This is a genomic window from Streptomyces tardus (assembly GCF_018101125.2).
Classification (GTDB): Bacteria; Actinomycetota; Actinomycetes; order Streptomycetales; family Streptomycetaceae; genus Streptomyces; species Streptomyces tardus.
Genome location: NZ_JAELVF020000001.1, coordinates 2,425,270 through 2,441,757 on the forward strand (window position 1 = coordinate 2,425,270; position 16,488 = coordinate 2,441,757).

The 16,488-nt window shown below is 73.5% G+C and carries 6 protein-coding genes; all 6 read right to left on the reverse strand.

Going from position 1 to position 16,488, the window contains the following annotated elements; genetic code table 11:
- Window positions 1-37: 37 nt before the first annotated feature.
- The gene (locus JGS22_RS10390; RefSeq protein WP_211041656.1) at window positions 38-1,201 is read right to left on the reverse strand and encodes a glycosyltransferase; all 1,164 of its coding nucleotides are present in this window, start codon (window positions 1,199-1,201) and stop codon (window positions 38-40) included.
- Between the two features lie 70 nt (window positions 1,202-1,271).
- The gene (locus JGS22_RS10395) at window positions 1,272-2,096 is read right to left on the reverse strand and encodes an alpha/beta fold hydrolase (protein WP_211041657.1); all 825 of its coding nucleotides are present in this window, start codon (window positions 2,094-2,096) and stop codon (window positions 1,272-1,274) included.
- A gap of 3 nt (window positions 2,097-2,099) precedes the next feature.
- The gene (locus tag JGS22_RS10400) at window positions 2,100-2,417 is read right to left on the reverse strand and encodes an acyl carrier protein (RefSeq protein ID WP_211041658.1); all 318 of its coding nucleotides are present in this window, start codon (window positions 2,415-2,417) and stop codon (window positions 2,100-2,102) included.
- Window positions 2,414-7,348, reverse strand: coding sequence for a type I polyketide synthase (locus tag JGS22_RS10405; protein WP_211041659.1), 4,935 nt, complete (start codon window positions 7,346-7,348; stop codon window positions 2,414-2,416). The genes JGS22_RS10400 and JGS22_RS10405 overlap by 4 nt, the downstream gene beginning before the upstream one ends.
- Window positions 7,349-7,356: 8 nt before the next feature.
- Window positions 7,357-14,283: a type I polyketide synthase gene (locus tag JGS22_RS10410; RefSeq protein ID WP_216814929.1), complete on the reverse strand. Its 6,927-nt coding sequence runs from the start codon at window positions 14,281-14,283 to the stop codon at window positions 7,357-7,359.
- Between the two features lie 979 nt (window positions 14,284-15,262).
- Window positions 15,263-16,432 carry an MBL fold metallo-hydrolase gene (locus tag JGS22_RS10415; RefSeq protein WP_211041112.1) on the reverse strand — a complete coding sequence of 390 codons (1,170 nt, stop codon included), beginning with the start codon at window positions 16,430-16,432 and terminating at the stop codon, window positions 15,263-15,265.
- Between the last annotated feature and the right edge of the window lie 56 nt (window positions 16,433-16,488).

Sequence of the window (16,488 nt, forward strand, 5' to 3'; positions counted from 1 at the left end):
ACCCGGTGGGTACGGCCCCGGCGACCCGGTGGGCGCCTCAGCGGGCGGCCTCCGCGAGGATCCCGGCGGCCCGGCGCACCCCGCCCGCGGCGCGGAAGGTCTCGCCGATCCGGTGTGCGGCGGCGGCGTGGCCGCCCGAGGCGTCCAGCACGGCGTCGATCGACTTCGCCAGCCGCGCCGCGTCGACGCGGGTGAAACGCACCCGGACGCCTGCGCCCGCCCCGGTGACCAGGCCGGCCACGATCGGCTGGTCGTCCCGGATCGGGGCGACCACCAGCGGTACGCCGTGCCAGAGCGACTCGCACACCGTGTTGTGCCCGCCGTGGCAGACCACCGCGTCCAGCCTCTCCAGCAACGGGAGTTGGGGCACCCGGGGCAGCGCCAGCACGTTCTCCGGCAGCTCGGAGGGGAGTACGCCGGCAGGGTCGACGACGATGCCGCGCACCCGTGCCGCCAGGCTCTCCAGCGCGGTGACGGCCTCGTGCAGGAAGCGGCTTCCGGCGTCGTCGTTGGCGGTGCCGAGGGAGACCAGCACGGTCCGTCGCCCGTCCTCCTCCAGCCACTCCCAGGGGAAGTCGGCGTCGGAGGCGCGCGGGGCGATGGCCGGGCCCACCAGATGCACCCGCTCGTGGGGCATCTCCACGTCGGGGCCCAGGAACGCGGCCGTGGTGAAGGCGATGACGCCGTGCGGGGAGAAGCGCGGGTCGTGGTGTGCGCGGGTGTCGCCGTGGCGCTCGCGCAGACCGTCGAGCATGTCGCCGAGCCAGGCGGCCACCTTGGGCATGGAGGACAGCGGATCGATCAGTTCGGCGGAGGTCGTCGAGGAGGTGAACAGGGGCAGCCCGTGGCGTTCGGCGACCAGCGCGCCGGCGACCGCGTGCTGGTCGCTCACCACCACCTGCGGCGCGAACGCCTCGACGGCCGCCGCCACACCCGGGGCCATGGCGTCGGCGAGCGGTACGAAGAACTCCTCCCAGAGGAACCTGAACGCCGCGGGGCCGAGCAGGTCCGGGGGGCGCGTCAGATCGCCCGGGCCCGCGCAGTCGTACAACTGCGCCTGTGGACCGAGGAGTTCGCGGAGCAGCGGTACGTGTCCGGCCCAGGCGACCTGGTGCCCGTCGGCGGCGAGCCGGTCGGCGACACCGCGCAGCGGGTTGATGTGCCCGGTCAGGGGAGGGACGACGAACAGGTGGCGGCTCACCGCTGGTCCTCCTTCGTCCGGACGCGCCGCCACCGCTGTCGGAGGTGCGCCCGGAACCCGTCGTGGGAGGTCATCCGGCCCTCGTGCTCGCGGCCGGAGTCCGGGCGTGGTGGTCGGCGACCCACTGGAGGATCAACTCGCGTGTCTCCTCGGTGCGTTCGACCAGCACCGAGTGTCCCTGGTCCGGCAGCACCACGGTGCGGCAGGCGTCCAGCTTGGCCTCCAGCTCCGGGACCTGGGCGCTCAGTCCGCTCTCGGAACCGAAGATGGCCAGCACCGGGCAGCGCAGCGCGCTCAGTTCGTCGTCGACGACCGAGCCGGTGGAGACCTCCTCGGCCAGGGTCGTCGACTGGAGGATCCGGCTGGCGTTGCGCGACAACTTGGCGGTGTGGGTGCCGTGCTGGGCGGAGATCCAGTCGATCACCTCGTCCTTGCACAGCTGCCGCTTGGCGTCGCCGAGCCCTTCGGCCATGTGCTCGGTCCACACCCGCACCGGCGGCTCGGACTCGATCATCACGGCGGTGGCGACGCGCTCGGGGTGCCAGGCGGCGAGCGCGGTGGCGACGGTGCCGCCGAAGGAGTTGCCGACGACGTGCACCGGACGCTCCTCGCCGAGCGACTCCAGGAGCGCGGCCAGGTCCTCGACGAAGTCGTCGAGCCGGTACCCGGCGGCCGGCCGGTCGCTGCGGCCGTGACCGCGCAGGTCGTACATGATCACGTCCACCCCGGCCTGGGCGAAGGCGGGGCCGAGCGTGAAGTAGTAGCTGGCCAGGCTGTCGGTGAGCAGCCCGTGGACGAAGACGACCACGGGCGGCTCGCCCTGCGCGCCGGGATCGCGCACCGCGTCCAGCCGCTGGACATGGGTGCGGATGGTGCGGGTGGCGAGTTTGGCCATCGCTCAGCCCTCCGCTTCGACGCGGTTGAGGGAGTCGACGACGAAGTCGACGAGCTCGCCGATGGTCAGCTCGATGATCTGCTCCAGCTCCAGGTCGGCGATGAACTCGGCGAAGTTGATCCGGTCGCCGAAACGCTCGCGCAGCTGGCCGGAGAGCGTGACCAGGTCGATGCTCTCCAGCTCCAGATCGTGGTGGAACGTGGTCTCACGGGTGATCTCGGCGTCGTCGAACCCGTACTCCTCCAGCAGGGTCCGCAGCATGCCGGTGATGTCGGCCAGGATCTGGTCCGCGTCGGGCGTCAGCGCCCTCTCCGTGGTCATCGTGCGTCTCCCGTGGTCGAGCGGTTGGGTGTGGGGGCGTGCGGTGGTGCGGCCAGGGAGCCGTCGGCCGAGGTCCAGGCGACGACGTACCCGCGGTCCGGAAGGCCCGGTGGGTTGCGCAGCTCCCGGGTGCGGACGTGGTGGGAGGCACCGCCCGCGAGGACCGTCAGCACCCCGGTGCCCGCATCGTGTGCGCGTACCTCGAAGTCCTGGGGCCGGCCGCCGAGCCCGGTGCCGCGAGCCTTCGCGACGGCCTCCTTGGCGGCCCAGAACCGGGTGAACCACAGGGCCTCGCCGTCCGCGCCGGCTGCCACCAGAGCGTCGAGCAGTACGAGTTCGGCCTCGGTGCACGCCAACTCCCGCGTGGCGCGCGGGCGTTCGACGACCTCCTCCAGGTCGATGCCGACCGGGCCGCGCGAGGCGATCGCGACCCCGGTCTCGCCGCAGTGCGCGATCGAGACGGTCAGTTCGCCCAGCTTGCGGCCGTGCACCCCGCTCGCGTATGGGCGGCCGGTGGCGTCGTTGGCGAGGGCGACCTCGGCCGGGTAGATCTCCTCGCGGTCGCTCTCGCCGCTGCCGCGCCCGGCCTCGGCGGCCTCCCGCCAGAGCAGTTCGCGCACCGCGTCCTTGGCGGCGATCCGGCCGAGCAGCCAGCGGCGGCGACGGGTCGGCGCGAGCTCCTCGTACGCCGCCCGTTCGGCGGAGCCGCAGACGTTGCGCATGATCAGCCCGCGCGTGGCCAGGTCGGGCCACCGCTCGTGGACGGCGGTCCAGCCCTCCGGCTCGATCTGGGAGAGCGTGTGGTGGCCGGGGAAGCGGTCCACCGCGCGGATACCGGGGTCGGTGTCGAAGCGGCGGTCCGTCCAGCCGTCGAACTCCGCCCACACCCGGCCCCGGTGGACCAGCTGCATGTCCGCGGTCAGGGAGTTGTCGGTGAGATCGGTGATGCGGATCAGGCATTCGAGACGTTCGCCGGGCGCCGGCTGCGGCCCGTGGAAACGGATCCGGCGCATGCCCGCGGGGAACACGGTGGTGCGCTCGGTGAGCGTGTCCATGATCCAGAAGCCGAGCAGCTGGCCGACGTTGTCCAGCAGCGCGCCGGGTGTGGAGAGCGAGACGAGGTCACCGCGCACATGGCGTTCGCCGATCGCGGTGAGTCTCTCGACCCCCTGGAAGAGCGGGCCGTGGAACATCCAGCGCTCGCTGTAGAGGCGTTCGGCCGTGAACTGCGGAACATGCTCGCTCTCGGGCGCGAACTGCCAGGGGGCGGGCGCCTGTTCGCCATCCGAGTGCTCGAACCCGGCAGCGGTTGGGGCCAGTTCGACGGTCGCCTGGCTGTACCCGGTCAGACCGACCACCATGCGGTCGGCGGCCGTGCGCTCGACGGTGACGGGCAGTGTGCGGGAGGGGATCGCCTCGATCCACTGCAGCAGCCGTACGTCGTGCACCGCGACCGCCCGGGTGCCGGGCGCGGCCTGCTCGGCGAACCGCATCAGATGGGTGATGACGGTGGTGGCCGGCACGATCGGCCAGCGGTCGCCCTCGTCGGGCCAGCCGGGGCGCTGCCGGAAGAAGCAGTGGTCGAGCAGATAGGGCATCCGGTCGACGTCCACCCGCAGTTCGGTGGGGTGCGTCGCGGCGGGCGACCCGCCGGCCGCGCCGGGGCGCGGCGGCTGCGCGGGCTGCGCGGGCTGCCGGGCCGACCGCTGTACGGGCTGGCCGGGCTCGCCGGGGTGTACGGGCTGTCGTGCCGGGGCCGGTACGGCTCGTACGGGCTGACCCGCCGAACGGGCGCGGCCGGCCTCGATCAGCTCGCCCGCGACGGACGCGGTGTCCTCCAGCAGCGCCGCCAGCTCACCCGCGAGCGGGAACCTGTCGGCCCGGTCCGCGAGTTCGGCCAGCGCGCCGCTCTCCCCGCTCCCACCGCCGGTCGCGCCGACTGCCGGACGGCTGCGGCGCTCGCCGAGCACGCCCCTGGACTGCGGCGGCAGCGAGACCAGCGGACCGCCGAGGTCCAGCCGAACCGTCGGACGTACGCCGTGGGTCGACGCGGCCCGCGTGCCGGCGGTGGTCGTCGTGGTCGCGGCGGCCGGAACCGTGGCGCCGGCCCGTGCGGTGCGGTCGCCGGCGAGGGCGGGCAGCGGGGTCACGTCCGGTGAGCCGCCGTCCACCCACAGCGCGGTGGCGACCCGGCGCAGCTGCGCCAGGCTGTCGCGGGCGCCGACGTGCGCGGGTACCACCAGCCGGTCGTGGCCGGCGAGGGTGTCGTCGATCAGCGAGCCGATCTGGCCCGCGCCGAGCGTCAGGAACGCGCGGAACCCGTCCCGGTGCATCGCCTCGATCATCAGCCGGAAACGCACCGGCTCCAGCAGATGGCGTACGAACAACTCCCGTACGGCGTCCGCCTCACGCGGGTACGGCGCGGCCAGCGTCGCCGACCAGACCGGCGTCTGCTGCGGGTTGAGCGTGTAGGTGTCGGCGGCGGCCCGGATCGGGTCGAGGTACGGCGCCAGCATCGGGGTGTGGAAACCCGAGCGGAACGGCAGGACCTGGCTGATGACGCCCTGGGCGCGCATCCTGAGCACCAGCTCCTGCACCGCCTCCTCGGGGCCGCAGACCATCGCCTGGTTGGGCGCGTTGTCGTGCGAGAGCACGACGTCCTCGCGTCCGGCCAGCTCCTCCAGCACCCGCTCGGCGGGCATACCGAGCACACCGAAGGCGACACCGGGGACGTTCAGCGCGTCCGGTTCGAAGGCTTCCAGGAAGGCGTCGACCTCGTCCGCCGCGTGGATTCCGCCGGCGGCCATCGCAGTCCACTCGCCGACGCTGTGGCCCGCCACGGCGTCCGGTACGACACCGATGCGGCGCAGCGCCGCGTCCAGCAGCCGGCCCAGCTGGAAGACGGCCTTTCCGTGCCGGCCGACGTCGCCGACGGAGGAGTCGGCGTCGAGCGTCCAGGGCAGGCCGAAGTGCGCGGCCAGCTCCGCGACCTGCGGCTCGAACTCCGCTTCCAGCCCGGGGAAGACGAAGGCGGTACGGCCGCCGCCGAGCTTGCCGAGCAGGGGCTGCGGGCTGAACCACACATCGGTGCGTCCGCGCCACGGCTTGCCCTTGGCGACAGCCCTGCGGGCCAGCTTCAGCCGCCGCGCGTCCGGCGCGACGATGCCCAGCCGTACGGGCAGCCCGTCCCCGGTCTGCCGTGTCGCCAGGCCGCGCGCCAGCACGGTGGCGTCGTCGGCGTCGAGCAGCTCGGCCAGCGCCTCGGTGGTCGGCGCGGCGAGCCGCAGCACCGGCTCAGGCTCGCTGACGACCACGGCGGGCGCGCTCCGATCCGCCGACGGCGCGGCGGCGGGCGGGGCGGCAGCGGCGGCACGGGCCGGCTGCTCCAGTACGACGTGTGCGTTGATACCGCCGAAGCCGAACGCGTTGACCCCGGCGCGACGCGGTGCGCCACTGGCCGGTGCGGTCCACGGTCGTGCCTCGGCGAGCGGCGCGAACCTGGTCGAGCCCAGCGCCTCGTGCGGCTGCTCGCAGTGCAGGGTCGGCGGCAGCGTCTCGTGGTGGACGGCGAGCGCCGCCTTGATCAGACCGGCGACACCGGCCGCCGGCATGGCGTGCCCGATCTGCGACTTCACCGAGCCGATCGCCGGGCGCACCGCCTCCTCGCCGGTCCCGTCCTGCGGCGCGGCGGGGCCGAACACCGTTGCCAGCGTGGTCAGTTCGGCACGGTCGCCGGCCGGGGTGGCCGTACCGTGCGCCTCCAGCAGACCGATCGAGTCCGGCGCCGCCGGGTCGAGGCCGGCCGCCTCCCACGCCTGGGTGACGGCTCGTACCTGGCCACCGGGGTCCGGGTTGAGCAGGCTCGCCGAACGTCCGTCGCTCGCCACGCCGGTACCGGAGATCACCGCGTACACCCGGTCGCCGTCGCGCTCGGCGTCGGCCAGCCGCTTGAGCACGACGATGCCGGTGCCCTCGCCGATCAGCACACCGTCCGCGTCCGCGCTGAGAGGACTGATGCGCTGGCTGGGGGAGAGCGCGCCGAGCTGGCTGAACACGCTCCACAGGGTGATGTCGTGGCAGTGGTGGACGCCGCCGGCGAGCATCACGTCGCAGCGGCCGGAGGAGAGTTCGCGCACCGCGTGGTCGACCGCGACCAGCGAGGAGGCGCAGGCCGCGTCGACGGTGTACGCGGGCCCGCGCAGGTCGAGCCGGTTCGCCAGCCGGGAGGCGGCCAGGTTCGGGACCAGGCCGATCGCCGACTCGGGCTGCTCCGGGCCGAGTCGGTCGTGGAAGGCGGTGCGCACCGTCTCCAACCGGCCCTCGTCGACGTCGGGCAGCAGCTCGCGCAATGTGCTGACCAGCTGGTTCGCGGTGCGCACCCGCTGGTCCAGCCGCACCAGTCCGGGCGTGAGGTAGCCGCCGCGTCCGAGGATGACGCCGACCCGCTGACGGTCCTCGGGCAGGATGTCGCCGCCCGCGTCGAGCAGCGAGTCGTGGGCGACCTGGAGCGCGATGAGCTGGTCCGGCTCGGTGCCGGGGATCGACTTCGGCATGATCCCCAGGCGCGCGAGGTCGAACTCGGTGTCCTGGTCGCAGAATCCGCCGCGTCGGCAGTACACCCGGTCCGCCCGTCGGGCGTCCGCGTCCGCGCCGCCGTCGGGCTCGTAGAACTCCGCGCCCCAGCGGTCGGCCGGCACCTCGCTGATCGCGTCGACGCCCCCGACGATGTTGCGCCAGTAGGCGGCCAGATCGCGGGCGCCGGGGAAGAAGGCACCCATCCCGACGATCGCCACCGGCGTCTGCACACCGGCACCGGCCGTACCCGCGGCGCCCGTACCCGCGGCGCCCGTACCGGCGGCGCCTGTGCCCGGGGCGTCGGCGGTGCCCGAAGTCCCGCGCGACCGGGGGCTGTTCGGCGTGTCCGCAGTCATCGGACCGATCACCAGCCGGAGGCGGTGTAGACGACCGAGTGCACCCGCGGCGGGCCGTACGCCAGCTCGGCGAGGAGCGAGATCGGGCCTTCCTCGGGATCGATCAGCTTGATGCCGCGAGCGGTGTACGAGCGCATCAGCTCCGGGGTGACCATGCCGCCGTTGGTCTCTGCCGAGGCCCACGGGCCCCAGTGGACGGTCAGTCCGCGCCGCTCCTCGGTCGACCAGCGGCGGCCGAGCTCCTCCAACGCGTCGTTGGCGGCGGCGTAGTCGCTCTGCCCCCGGTTGCCGAGGGCGGCGGCTATGGAGCCGAAGAGCACGGCGAAGCGCGGGCCGTTGGGCAGCGAACCCACCGCGTCCAGCAGCGAGTTGGCGCCGGAGACCTTGGTGGCGAAGACCCGGTGGAAGGAGTCCGCGGACTTCTCCGCTATCAGCTTGTCCTCGATGATCCCGGCGGCGTACACCAGCCCGTCCAGTCGGCCGTGCTCGGTGTGCACGTCCTTGACCACCGCCTGCACGGCCTCGGTGTCGGTGACGTCCACCCGGTGGTAGCGCACCTCGCTGCCCAGCTCGCGCAGCGCGGCGAGAGTGCCTCGCACCTCGCGCTCGGCGAGCGTGGCCGAGACCGCGCGCTCGATCTGGGCGGGCGACTTCATCCCGCTCGCGATGAACGCCTTGCGCAGCGCGGCCGAGTCGGTGGCGGACGCGGTGGCCGGGTCCTCCTGCGCGGACGGCTCCGGCGTACGGCCGATCAACTCGATCCGGCAGCGACTGGCGGCGGCGACCGTACGGGCGAAGCGGGCGGTGATGCCGCGCGCACCCCCGACCAGCAGTACGACGGCGTCCCGGTCCAGCCCGATCGCGGTGGCCTCCGCGGCCCCCTCGCCGGCCGGTCCCGCACCGGTCGAGCCGAGCGTGCCGAGGTCGGTGTGGCGCAGCCGCAGCGCGCGGCGGCCACCACCGTCGACGAGCACGACGGGTTCGCGTTCGGTGCTGCCCAGCTCGGCGACGAGACGCTCGGCAACCAGGGCCGGGGTGTCCTCGGTGCCCAACTCCAGCACGGTGGCGTGCAGTTCCTCGTACTCCCGGGCGACGCTGCGGAAGAACCCGCGCAGACCGCTCGCCGAGCCGTGCTCCCGCCGCTCGGCGGCCAGCAGCCGTTTCGGACCGCCGTCCAGCACCGCCTTGAAGAGCGGGAACGCGCCCGGCAGGACGGGCTCGTCCTCCTCCAGCGCGTCCAGGTGGATGACGGCGTCTGCCACCTGGACGGGCGCCTGCCCGGTTGGCAGCAGCTCCGGTACGGCGCCGGCGGCGCGCAGCTGCTCGGCGAGCACCTCGGCCAACTCCCCGCCGCCCAGCACCTGAACGGTGCTCCCCGCGGCCAACAGCTGTGTCACCGGGCCCAGTTCGTCCTCCACGAACTCCAGCCGCTGCGGCGGCACCACGTGCTTCTCGCCGCTCTGCTCCGTGACGCCGCCGGTCAACGCGCCTTCCTGGCCCGGGGTGTTGCCGCCGAGTGCCTGGGTGAGGAGTTGGGCGAGGGTGGTGGCGGTGCGTGCGGTGGTGAGGTGTTCGGCGTCGGTGGTGTCGGTGGGGAGGCCGAGTCGGGTGGCGAGTTCGCCGGCGATTTCGGCTCGTTTGATGGAGTCGACGCTGAGGTCTGCTTCGAGGTCGAGGTCGGGTTCGATCATCTCGGCGGGGTAGCCGGTGCGTTCCGCGACGACTTCGAGCACCGCGGCCAGTACGGCCGCGCCGTCCAGCGCCGGAGCGGCGGCGGCGGCGGCGGGAGCTGCCGGCAGGGCCGGAGGCTGCGCGGGGTGCGCCGCGGGGGCGGTGGCTGCTTCCGCGGCCGGCACGTACGCGCCGGCCGCCGGCACGTAGGACGGCGCCGATGCTGCCCGCGCGGGCAGCTCGGTCGCGCCCAGGTAGCCGAGCAGCACATCGCGCTGGGCGGCCACCATCTCCCGGCTGCTGCGCAGGAATTCGGCGATCAGCGCATCGGCCGCGCCCGCCGGCTGCGGAACTCCGGCACTGTGGATCTGGTTCTCGGACACGATGAGCTCCCTGATCTGGCGGGCGGGGTGCAGCGCGCCCGGCTGCACGGTGCCGTCGGCGCGACGTACGAGGTGGCCGTCCACGGTCCAACCGGGACGCACCGTCTCCGGCGCCTTCTCCGCATCGACCGAGGCCCGTCCCTGGAAGAGTCGCGCGGTGCGGATCTCCGCGCCCGCCACGGCCAGTTGGGCCAGCGCGGCGAGGAAGCCGGTCAGTCCGGTCGCGCGCCGGCCCTCCAGCGACACCACCCGGTGCGGGCGGTCACCGAGCACGTCGCCGACCAGCCTGGTCAGCACCCGGCCGGGCCCGACCTCGAGGAAGACCCGAGCGCCTGCCTCGTACATGGCCTCGATCTGCTCGGTGAACCGCACCGGCGCACCGATCTGCTCGCCGAGCTCCGCCCGTACGCCCTCCGCGCTCAGCTGGTACGGGCGCGCGGTGCGGTTCGCGTACACCGGCACCTCGGGCGGATGCACCGGGTACTCCTCCAGCCGCTGCCGGAAGGTCCGGCCGGCACCGGAGACCAGCTTGCTGTGGAAGGCGCAGGCGACCTGGAGCCGCTTCCCGGCGTGGCCGGCCTCCTTCAGCCGCTCCACCGCCTGGACGACCGCGTCCGTCGGACCGGAAATCACTGTCTGGCGCGGCGAGTTGCGGTTTGCGGCCACCACCTGCTCCGCGAGGCCGGCGGTGCGCAGCACGTCCTCGACCTGCTCGGCGGTCCCGTTGACCGCGGCCATCGTGCCCGCGTCGCCGTCCCGCACCTCGTCCAGGATCGCGTTGGCGCGGGCGGCGCTGGCCTCCAGCACGTCCTCGGGTGCCAGCGCTCCGGCCACGCCCAGCGCGACCAGCTCGCCGTAGCTGTGTCCGGCCGTCATCGCGGGCCTGACGCCGACCCCGGCGAGCAGCTCCGCGGCGGCCAACTCAACCATTCCCAGGGCGGGTTGGGCCACCGTGGTGTCGGTGATCCGGGCGAGCTGCGCGTCACCTGCCTCCTTGTCGAAGGCGGCCGGCGGGTAGAGCGCGTCGATCCATCGCTCGCCCAGCTGCAGATAGCGATGCAACTCGGGGAAGGCGACGAGAAGTTCGGCGAGCATCCCGGGCTTCTGGCTGCCCTGGCCGGGGAAGAGAAACGCCAACTTGCCTGCTCCGGCGCTCAGTTCGATGTCCGCCGGGGCTGCGGTGCCGTCCGATCCGGTGGTCCCGGCGTCCGCCGCGTACAGGTGCTCCTTGGGTGCGTGCTCGCCCTCGGCCGCCCGGCGCAGCAGCTCCGGCAGGGCTGCCAGGCTGGGCGCCAGCAGCGCGATGCGCACCGGCTCGCCGCGCGAGGCTGCACGGTCGCTGCGCCGGCTCGCCGCACGGGCGAAGTCCCGCAGCTCGAAGGCGGATCGGTCGCCGCCCTTGCGGGTCACGAGGTCCAGCAGCCCGCGCGCCGCCCGGCGGGCCGCCTCGGCGTCCCGACCGCGGAAGGTCAGCAGCTCCACCGGCCAGCTGTCCCGGGAGTGGGCGCTCGGGGCCTGCCGGTAACCGCGCAGCACGGCATGGAAGTTCGTACCGCCGAAGCCGAACGCACTGACGCCCGCGACGCGTTGGTCCGGCTCGGCCACCCACGGGGTGGCCTCGCGATGGAAGACGAAGGGGCTGGACTGCGCGTCCCAGGCCGCGTTCGGGCGGCTCAGATGCAGAGTCGGGGGCTTGACGCCGTGGTAGAGCGCCAGGGTCGTCTTGATCAGCCCGGCGAGGCCCGCGGCGCACTTGGTGTGGCCTATCTGGGACTTCACCGAGCCCACCGAGCAACTGCCCGGCGCCGCGCCCTCTTCGAGGAACATCTCGGTCAGGGTGCCCAGCTCGGTGCGGTCGCCGACGACCGTGCCGGTGCCGTGCGCCTCCACCAGGCCCACCTCGCGCGGCGATACGCCCGCGTTGCGGTACGCCCGGGTCAGCGCGGAACGCTGCCCCTCGGGCCGGGGCGCGGTCAGGCCGAGCGCCCGTCCGTCGCTCGCGCTGCCGACGCCGTCGACCACCGCGTAGATACGGTCGCCGTCCCGCTCGGCGTCCTCCAGCCGCTTCAGCGCGACGCAGCCGACTCCCTCGCCGAGGGCGATTCCGTCGGCGCTCTCGTCGAACGTGGCCGACCGCCCCGAGGGGGAGAGCGCGTGCACGGAGGAGAAGAGGAGGAAGTCGTTGATGCCGTTGTGCAGGTCGGCGCCGCCGCAGAGCACCAGGTCACTGGTGCCGCCGGTCAGCTCCTTGCAGGCCACGTCCAGCGCGGTCAGCGAGGAGGCGCAGGCGGCGTCGACGGTGTAGTTGGTGCCGCCGAGGTTGAGCCGGTTGGCGATCCGGCCGGCGATGACGTTGGCCAGGACGCCGGGGAAGGAGTCCTCGGTCAGCCGCGGCAGCTGCTCCTCCAGTTCGGGCGGCAACTCGCCGATGTAGGACGGCAGTACGGTGCGCAGCACGCTGGCGTTGGACAGATCGCTGCCCGCCTCCGCCCCGAAGACGACGGAGGTGCGGCGGTGGTCGGTGTCGGCGCCCTCGTACCCGGCGTCGACCAGCGCCCGGCGCGCCGCCTCCAGCGCGAGCAGCTGCACCGGCTCGATGCTGCCGAGCGAGGCGGGCGGAATCCCGTAGCTCAGCGGGTCGAACGGGATCTCGGGCAGGAAGCCGCCCCAGCGCGAGGGCGTGCGGTCGCCGTCGCCGTCCGGGTCGTAGTAGAGGCCCGAGTCCCAGCGGCTGGCCGGGACCTCGGTGACCGAGTCCCTGCCGGACAGCACGTTGGCCCAGAACTCCGCCAGATCGGCTGCGCCGGGGAACATTCCCGCCATGCCGACGATCGCCACCCGCAGCGGCTTCGGAGCCGGCTCCTCGGCCTCCGGGGCGATGCCCCACGCGGCGCGCAGCTCCGCCCCGCGGGCGTGCAGCCACTCGGCCGCGCCGGCGCCCACCGAACGGTGCAGCGCGGCGATGGTGGTGACGCTCTCGCGGAGCACCACCACCTCGCCGGCCATGAACATGCCCTCGTCGACCTGGCGCTGCTCGTCCACCGGACGCAGCTCGGCGCCGACGCGCTCGATGCCCTTGCTGGCCAGCCGCAGCCGGCCCACGTTGAACTTCTCCAGCCGCTCCCAGATGTCGCGCTCCGGTACGCCCTGCGCGCGCAACTCCTCGCGCAGCGCGGCGAAGTCGGCCGTGAAGGCGGAGTGGGCGCAGCGGGTGGCATGGCCGGGCGCGGTCTCCAGCAGGTCGGTGCGCTCGGCGGCACGGATCTGGTCCTGAAAGGGCCGCAGGATCGCGCCGGCGCCGACCGCCTCCTCGGTGAAGAGGTAGCCGGTGCCCATCAGCATCCCCACGGCCGCACCGGCCCCGGTCAGCGGGCCGGCGAGGGCGGCGACCATCGCGGCGGAGCGTTCGTCGTGCACTCCGCCGGCGAACAGCACCGTCAACTCACCTGCCACCCGGGGCGACTTGGCGACGAACTCGCGCAGGATCGACACCTGCGCCTCCCACAGCGGGAAGCTGTGCCGCGGGCCCACGTGTCCGCCGCACTCGGCGCCCTCGAAGATGAACCTGCGCGCTCCGGCCGCCAGGAACTGCTTCAGCAGGCCGGGCGAGGGCACATGGAGGAAGGTCGCGATGCCCTCCGCCTCCAGCGCCGCGGCCTGTGCGGGCCGCCCGCCGGCGATGATCGCGTGCGTGGGGCGCATCTCCCGCACGACGTCGAGCTGGGCGGTGCGGATCTCCTCGTCCGCGAAGCCCAGTACGCCGACGCCCCAAGGGGCCCCGGCGAGCGCGGACTTGGTGCGTTCCAGCACCGAACGGGTCTGCTCCCCGTTGGAGAGCGCCAGTGCGATGAACGGCAGCGCCCCCTCGGCGGCGACCGCCGCGGCGAACTCGGGCTGGTCGCTCACTCGTGTCATCGGGCCCTGGGCCAGGGGGAGTTCGGTGCCCAGTGCGCGGGCGCCGGGCGAGTCCGCGCCGAGTGCGGTGGCGACGGTGGAGGCGTCGGTGGCGGCGTAGCGCTCGACCGCGCCGCGCAGCGCGCGCACCACTTCGCTCACGGAGCCCCAGCGCTCGGCGAAGGAGGCGGCCATATAGGCGTCCTCGCCCACCGGCGGGAACTGCTCGGAGAGCCGGTCCGCGCCGATCAGCGACAGGAACTCGGCCTCATCGGCAGGGAGTTCGGGGGCGTCCGGACCGCGGCGCAGCAGTACCCGCTGACCGTGGTGGACGACCGTCTCCGAACCGTCCAGACCTGCCAGCACATCGGCGAACTCGGCCGGCAGCTCCGCCTCGTCCAGGAGTGCGAGCTGGGTGTCCACCACGACACCGGCGGCCCCACCCGCGAGGGCGGCAGCCGCCGTGTGCGGGCCGATGCCGCCCCAGGCCCAGACGGGCGTCTCGCGGCCCTGCGCCCGCAGCGCCCCCAGCACCTGCTGGAGGAGTACGAACGTGCTCAACTCGCCTGCCGCGCCGCCGCATTCGGCGCCGCGCACCAACAGCCCGTACGCTCCGCTCGCAGCAGCTTCGAGTGCCCCGGGCAACCCGGTGACCTCGACCAGCACGGTCCGGCCCGCGAAGTCGGCGGGCCTGCGTCCGGGGTCGGCGAGCAGCACGGTGTCGACCTGCTCCGGCAGCGCCTCACCGGTGAGCGGGCAGCCCGGCCGGATGCGGACCGCGAACGGCCTGGTGGACCAACGGGCCGTGCGTTCAAGGATGTTGAGGGCGTCGCGTGCGCTTGTGTGCGGAAGCTCCAGTACGCCGGTTGCGCCCGCGCGTGCGGCGGCGACCGCGAGACGCGGTGCCGGCCGGTGCGCCGGATTGACGGCGATCACCGTGCTGGGTGCCGAGGGCACCTCGGACGCGCCGGAATCCAGTATCGGCATGTGAGCTTCTCCCGCCTGCGCGCGCAACTGGTCAGTGACTCTGTGCAGTAGATGCGCGGAACACCGTCGCGGTCAACTTGTCAGTAGTTCGCTTCTGTTAACGCCTCGTTCGCGTGGTAAACACAAGGAGATCGGGGCCTGTTGACGTGATCACGCCCCTAGCTGGTCCTTTTCCACGCGTGCCATCTGCATGCAACGGCCAAGATATGACTCCGTCACGGGCGCGACATCTGAACGGACCACCGACGTTCGGAAATGTGAGCGAAGTCACCGTCGAGCAAAGCAACCCTCCGCGGTCGTTTCTCGGGCAACCGCTATGAAGACTCCATACCAGGTCAGTAGGGCAGATCCGGCCCCTTGGCGGAAGCAGGATCCCGCATAGCGGACGCGCGATTCCCGCACTCTGCGGAGAATTACGGACAGTTCCTGAATCGTGGAACAGGCGCGTGTTGTCCTGTTTTGCTGGGGTGGGTGCATGCAGGGGATTCGAACCGGATGTTTGCCACCGGTTGCTCGGCGACCGCGGCCGTTCCGAGCGGTGGTCGATTCCGGCCACGCCTTCGGGCGGCCTTCCGGAGTTCGCCCGATTCCCATTTTGTTAAAGGCTGAACGACGGCTGCGAGCCGTCGGCGAGGCTGCCCGCGCCCCGAGGTGCGCACCGCCCGCCGGCGCCCCGGCGCCCACTCGTGTCGCCCCCCTTGTCGTCCCGGGGCTGCCCGTTGTCGGCCGGTGTCGCCCCGTGAAGTCCCGGGGGCGATCCGGGGTCGACTCGTACCGACTCGGTCTCGTGCCCGGCCACCCTGTCTCGAACCGTGTCGGGCCGGGGCGCCAACCGACCGCGTGCAGCACGCATTCCGGCCGCTGCCCGCACCCGGCGCTGCCCGGGACGACGACCGGGGCAGCGCCGGGTGCGGCGGCGCGCGACCCGCGGCGCGGCGCGTGGCGGCGCGGCGCGTGGCGATGTGGCCGACGGCGGGGGTCAGCCGGCCGGGGAGGAAGCGGGGTCGCCGGTGCCCTCGCACTCCGCCGCGAGCCGCGCGACCTCCGCCATCACCTCCAGCACGCCGGGGCGCGGGGCCGGGGACAGGTGCCGGTACTCGGTGCGCATCGTCACCACCAGCCGTTCGGGCAGGCCGAGTTCGGGGTGGCGGCGCTCGGCGATCACTCGCCGCGCCGCCTCCAGTGCCGGTACGCCGCGTGCGTGGAACTCCTCGGCCCGCTCCCGCAGATGGTGCAGATAGTCCAGATGTGCCCGCACGCCGGAGCGCCCCAGGATCGGGCCGTGGCCCGGCACGATCGTCTCCGCCCCGGTCGCCAGAATCCGTTCGCACACCGCGCTCACCGCGCTGAGCGGGCCCGCCCAGTGCACCGCGTGGTCGCCCGGCTGGGCGGGGGTGGAACCGAAGACCACGTCGCCCGCGAACACCGTGCTCCGGTCCGGCAGATGGACGAAGAGGTCGCCGGTCGTGTGCGCCGGAGGCAGGCCCACGACCCGTACCGGCCGACCGCCCACGCTCAGCTCCAGCTCGCCCCGGAAGAGCAGCGTCGGCCGCACCCGTTCGGTGTCCGCCCAGTCGAAGGCGCCGAAGTGCCGCCGCATATAGCTGCTCAGCAGCGCCTCCGCCCGCCGGTCGGCGGCGGCTTCGGGCGCGTACGGCGCGTACGGCGCTTCGGCCGCGTCCGTCGTGACCGGCCGGGCCGGCTCGACGCCGGCGGACCGCGGGGGCGTGGGTCGCGGGGGCGTGGAGTGCACGGGTCGTGACGGCGGGGAGGGGGACGGCTGTTCGGGGACCGTGCCCCGGACGAAGGCGTGCAGCATCCTCGGGTCGGGCTCCGCCTCGGCCTGCTCCAACGACTCCTTGGCGGCGATGACCTCGGCGTTCGGCACCACCCCCGCGCCCCAGAAGTGATCGCCGTTGCCGTGCGTCACCACCACCCGGTCGATCGCCACGCCCGGCGGCAGCAACTCCCTGCTGGCGGCGAGGAATCGGCCCGCAAGCCGTCGGTCGTACGGTGTGTCGATCCACAGCGCGGTGTCGTCCCCGACCACCAGTCCGCAGTTCGCCAGTCCCCACCCCCGCCGCCTCGGCAGCCAGACGTGGAGGCCCTCGGCCAGCTTCCGCAGGTGAGCGCCCGTATGAGGTGTCATTGCGCCAGTATGTCGCGATGCGGGACAGCGTCGATGTCTTGCGGAGCGGTCGGAGG

Coding starts and splice junctions, on each gene's coding strand:
- JGS22_RS10395 (WP_211041657.1), bottom strand. CDS start 2,096: ATGGCCAAACTCGCCACCCGCACCATCCGCACCCATGTCCAGCGGCTG.
- JGS22_RS10400 (WP_211041658.1), bottom strand. CDS start 2,417: ATGACCACGGAGAGGGCGCTGACGCCCGACGCGGACCAGATCCTGGCC.
- JGS22_RS10405 (WP_211041659.1), bottom strand. CDS start 7,348: ATGACTGCGGACACGCCGAACAGCCCCCGGTCGCGCGGGACTTCGGGC.
- JGS22_RS10410 (WP_216814929.1), bottom strand. CDS start 14,283: ATGCCGATACTGGATTCCGGCGCGTCCGAGGTGCCCTCGGCACCCAGC.
- JGS22_RS10415 (WP_211041112.1), bottom strand. CDS start 16,432: ATGACACCTCATACGGGCGCTCACCTGCGGAAGCTGGCCGAGGGCCTC.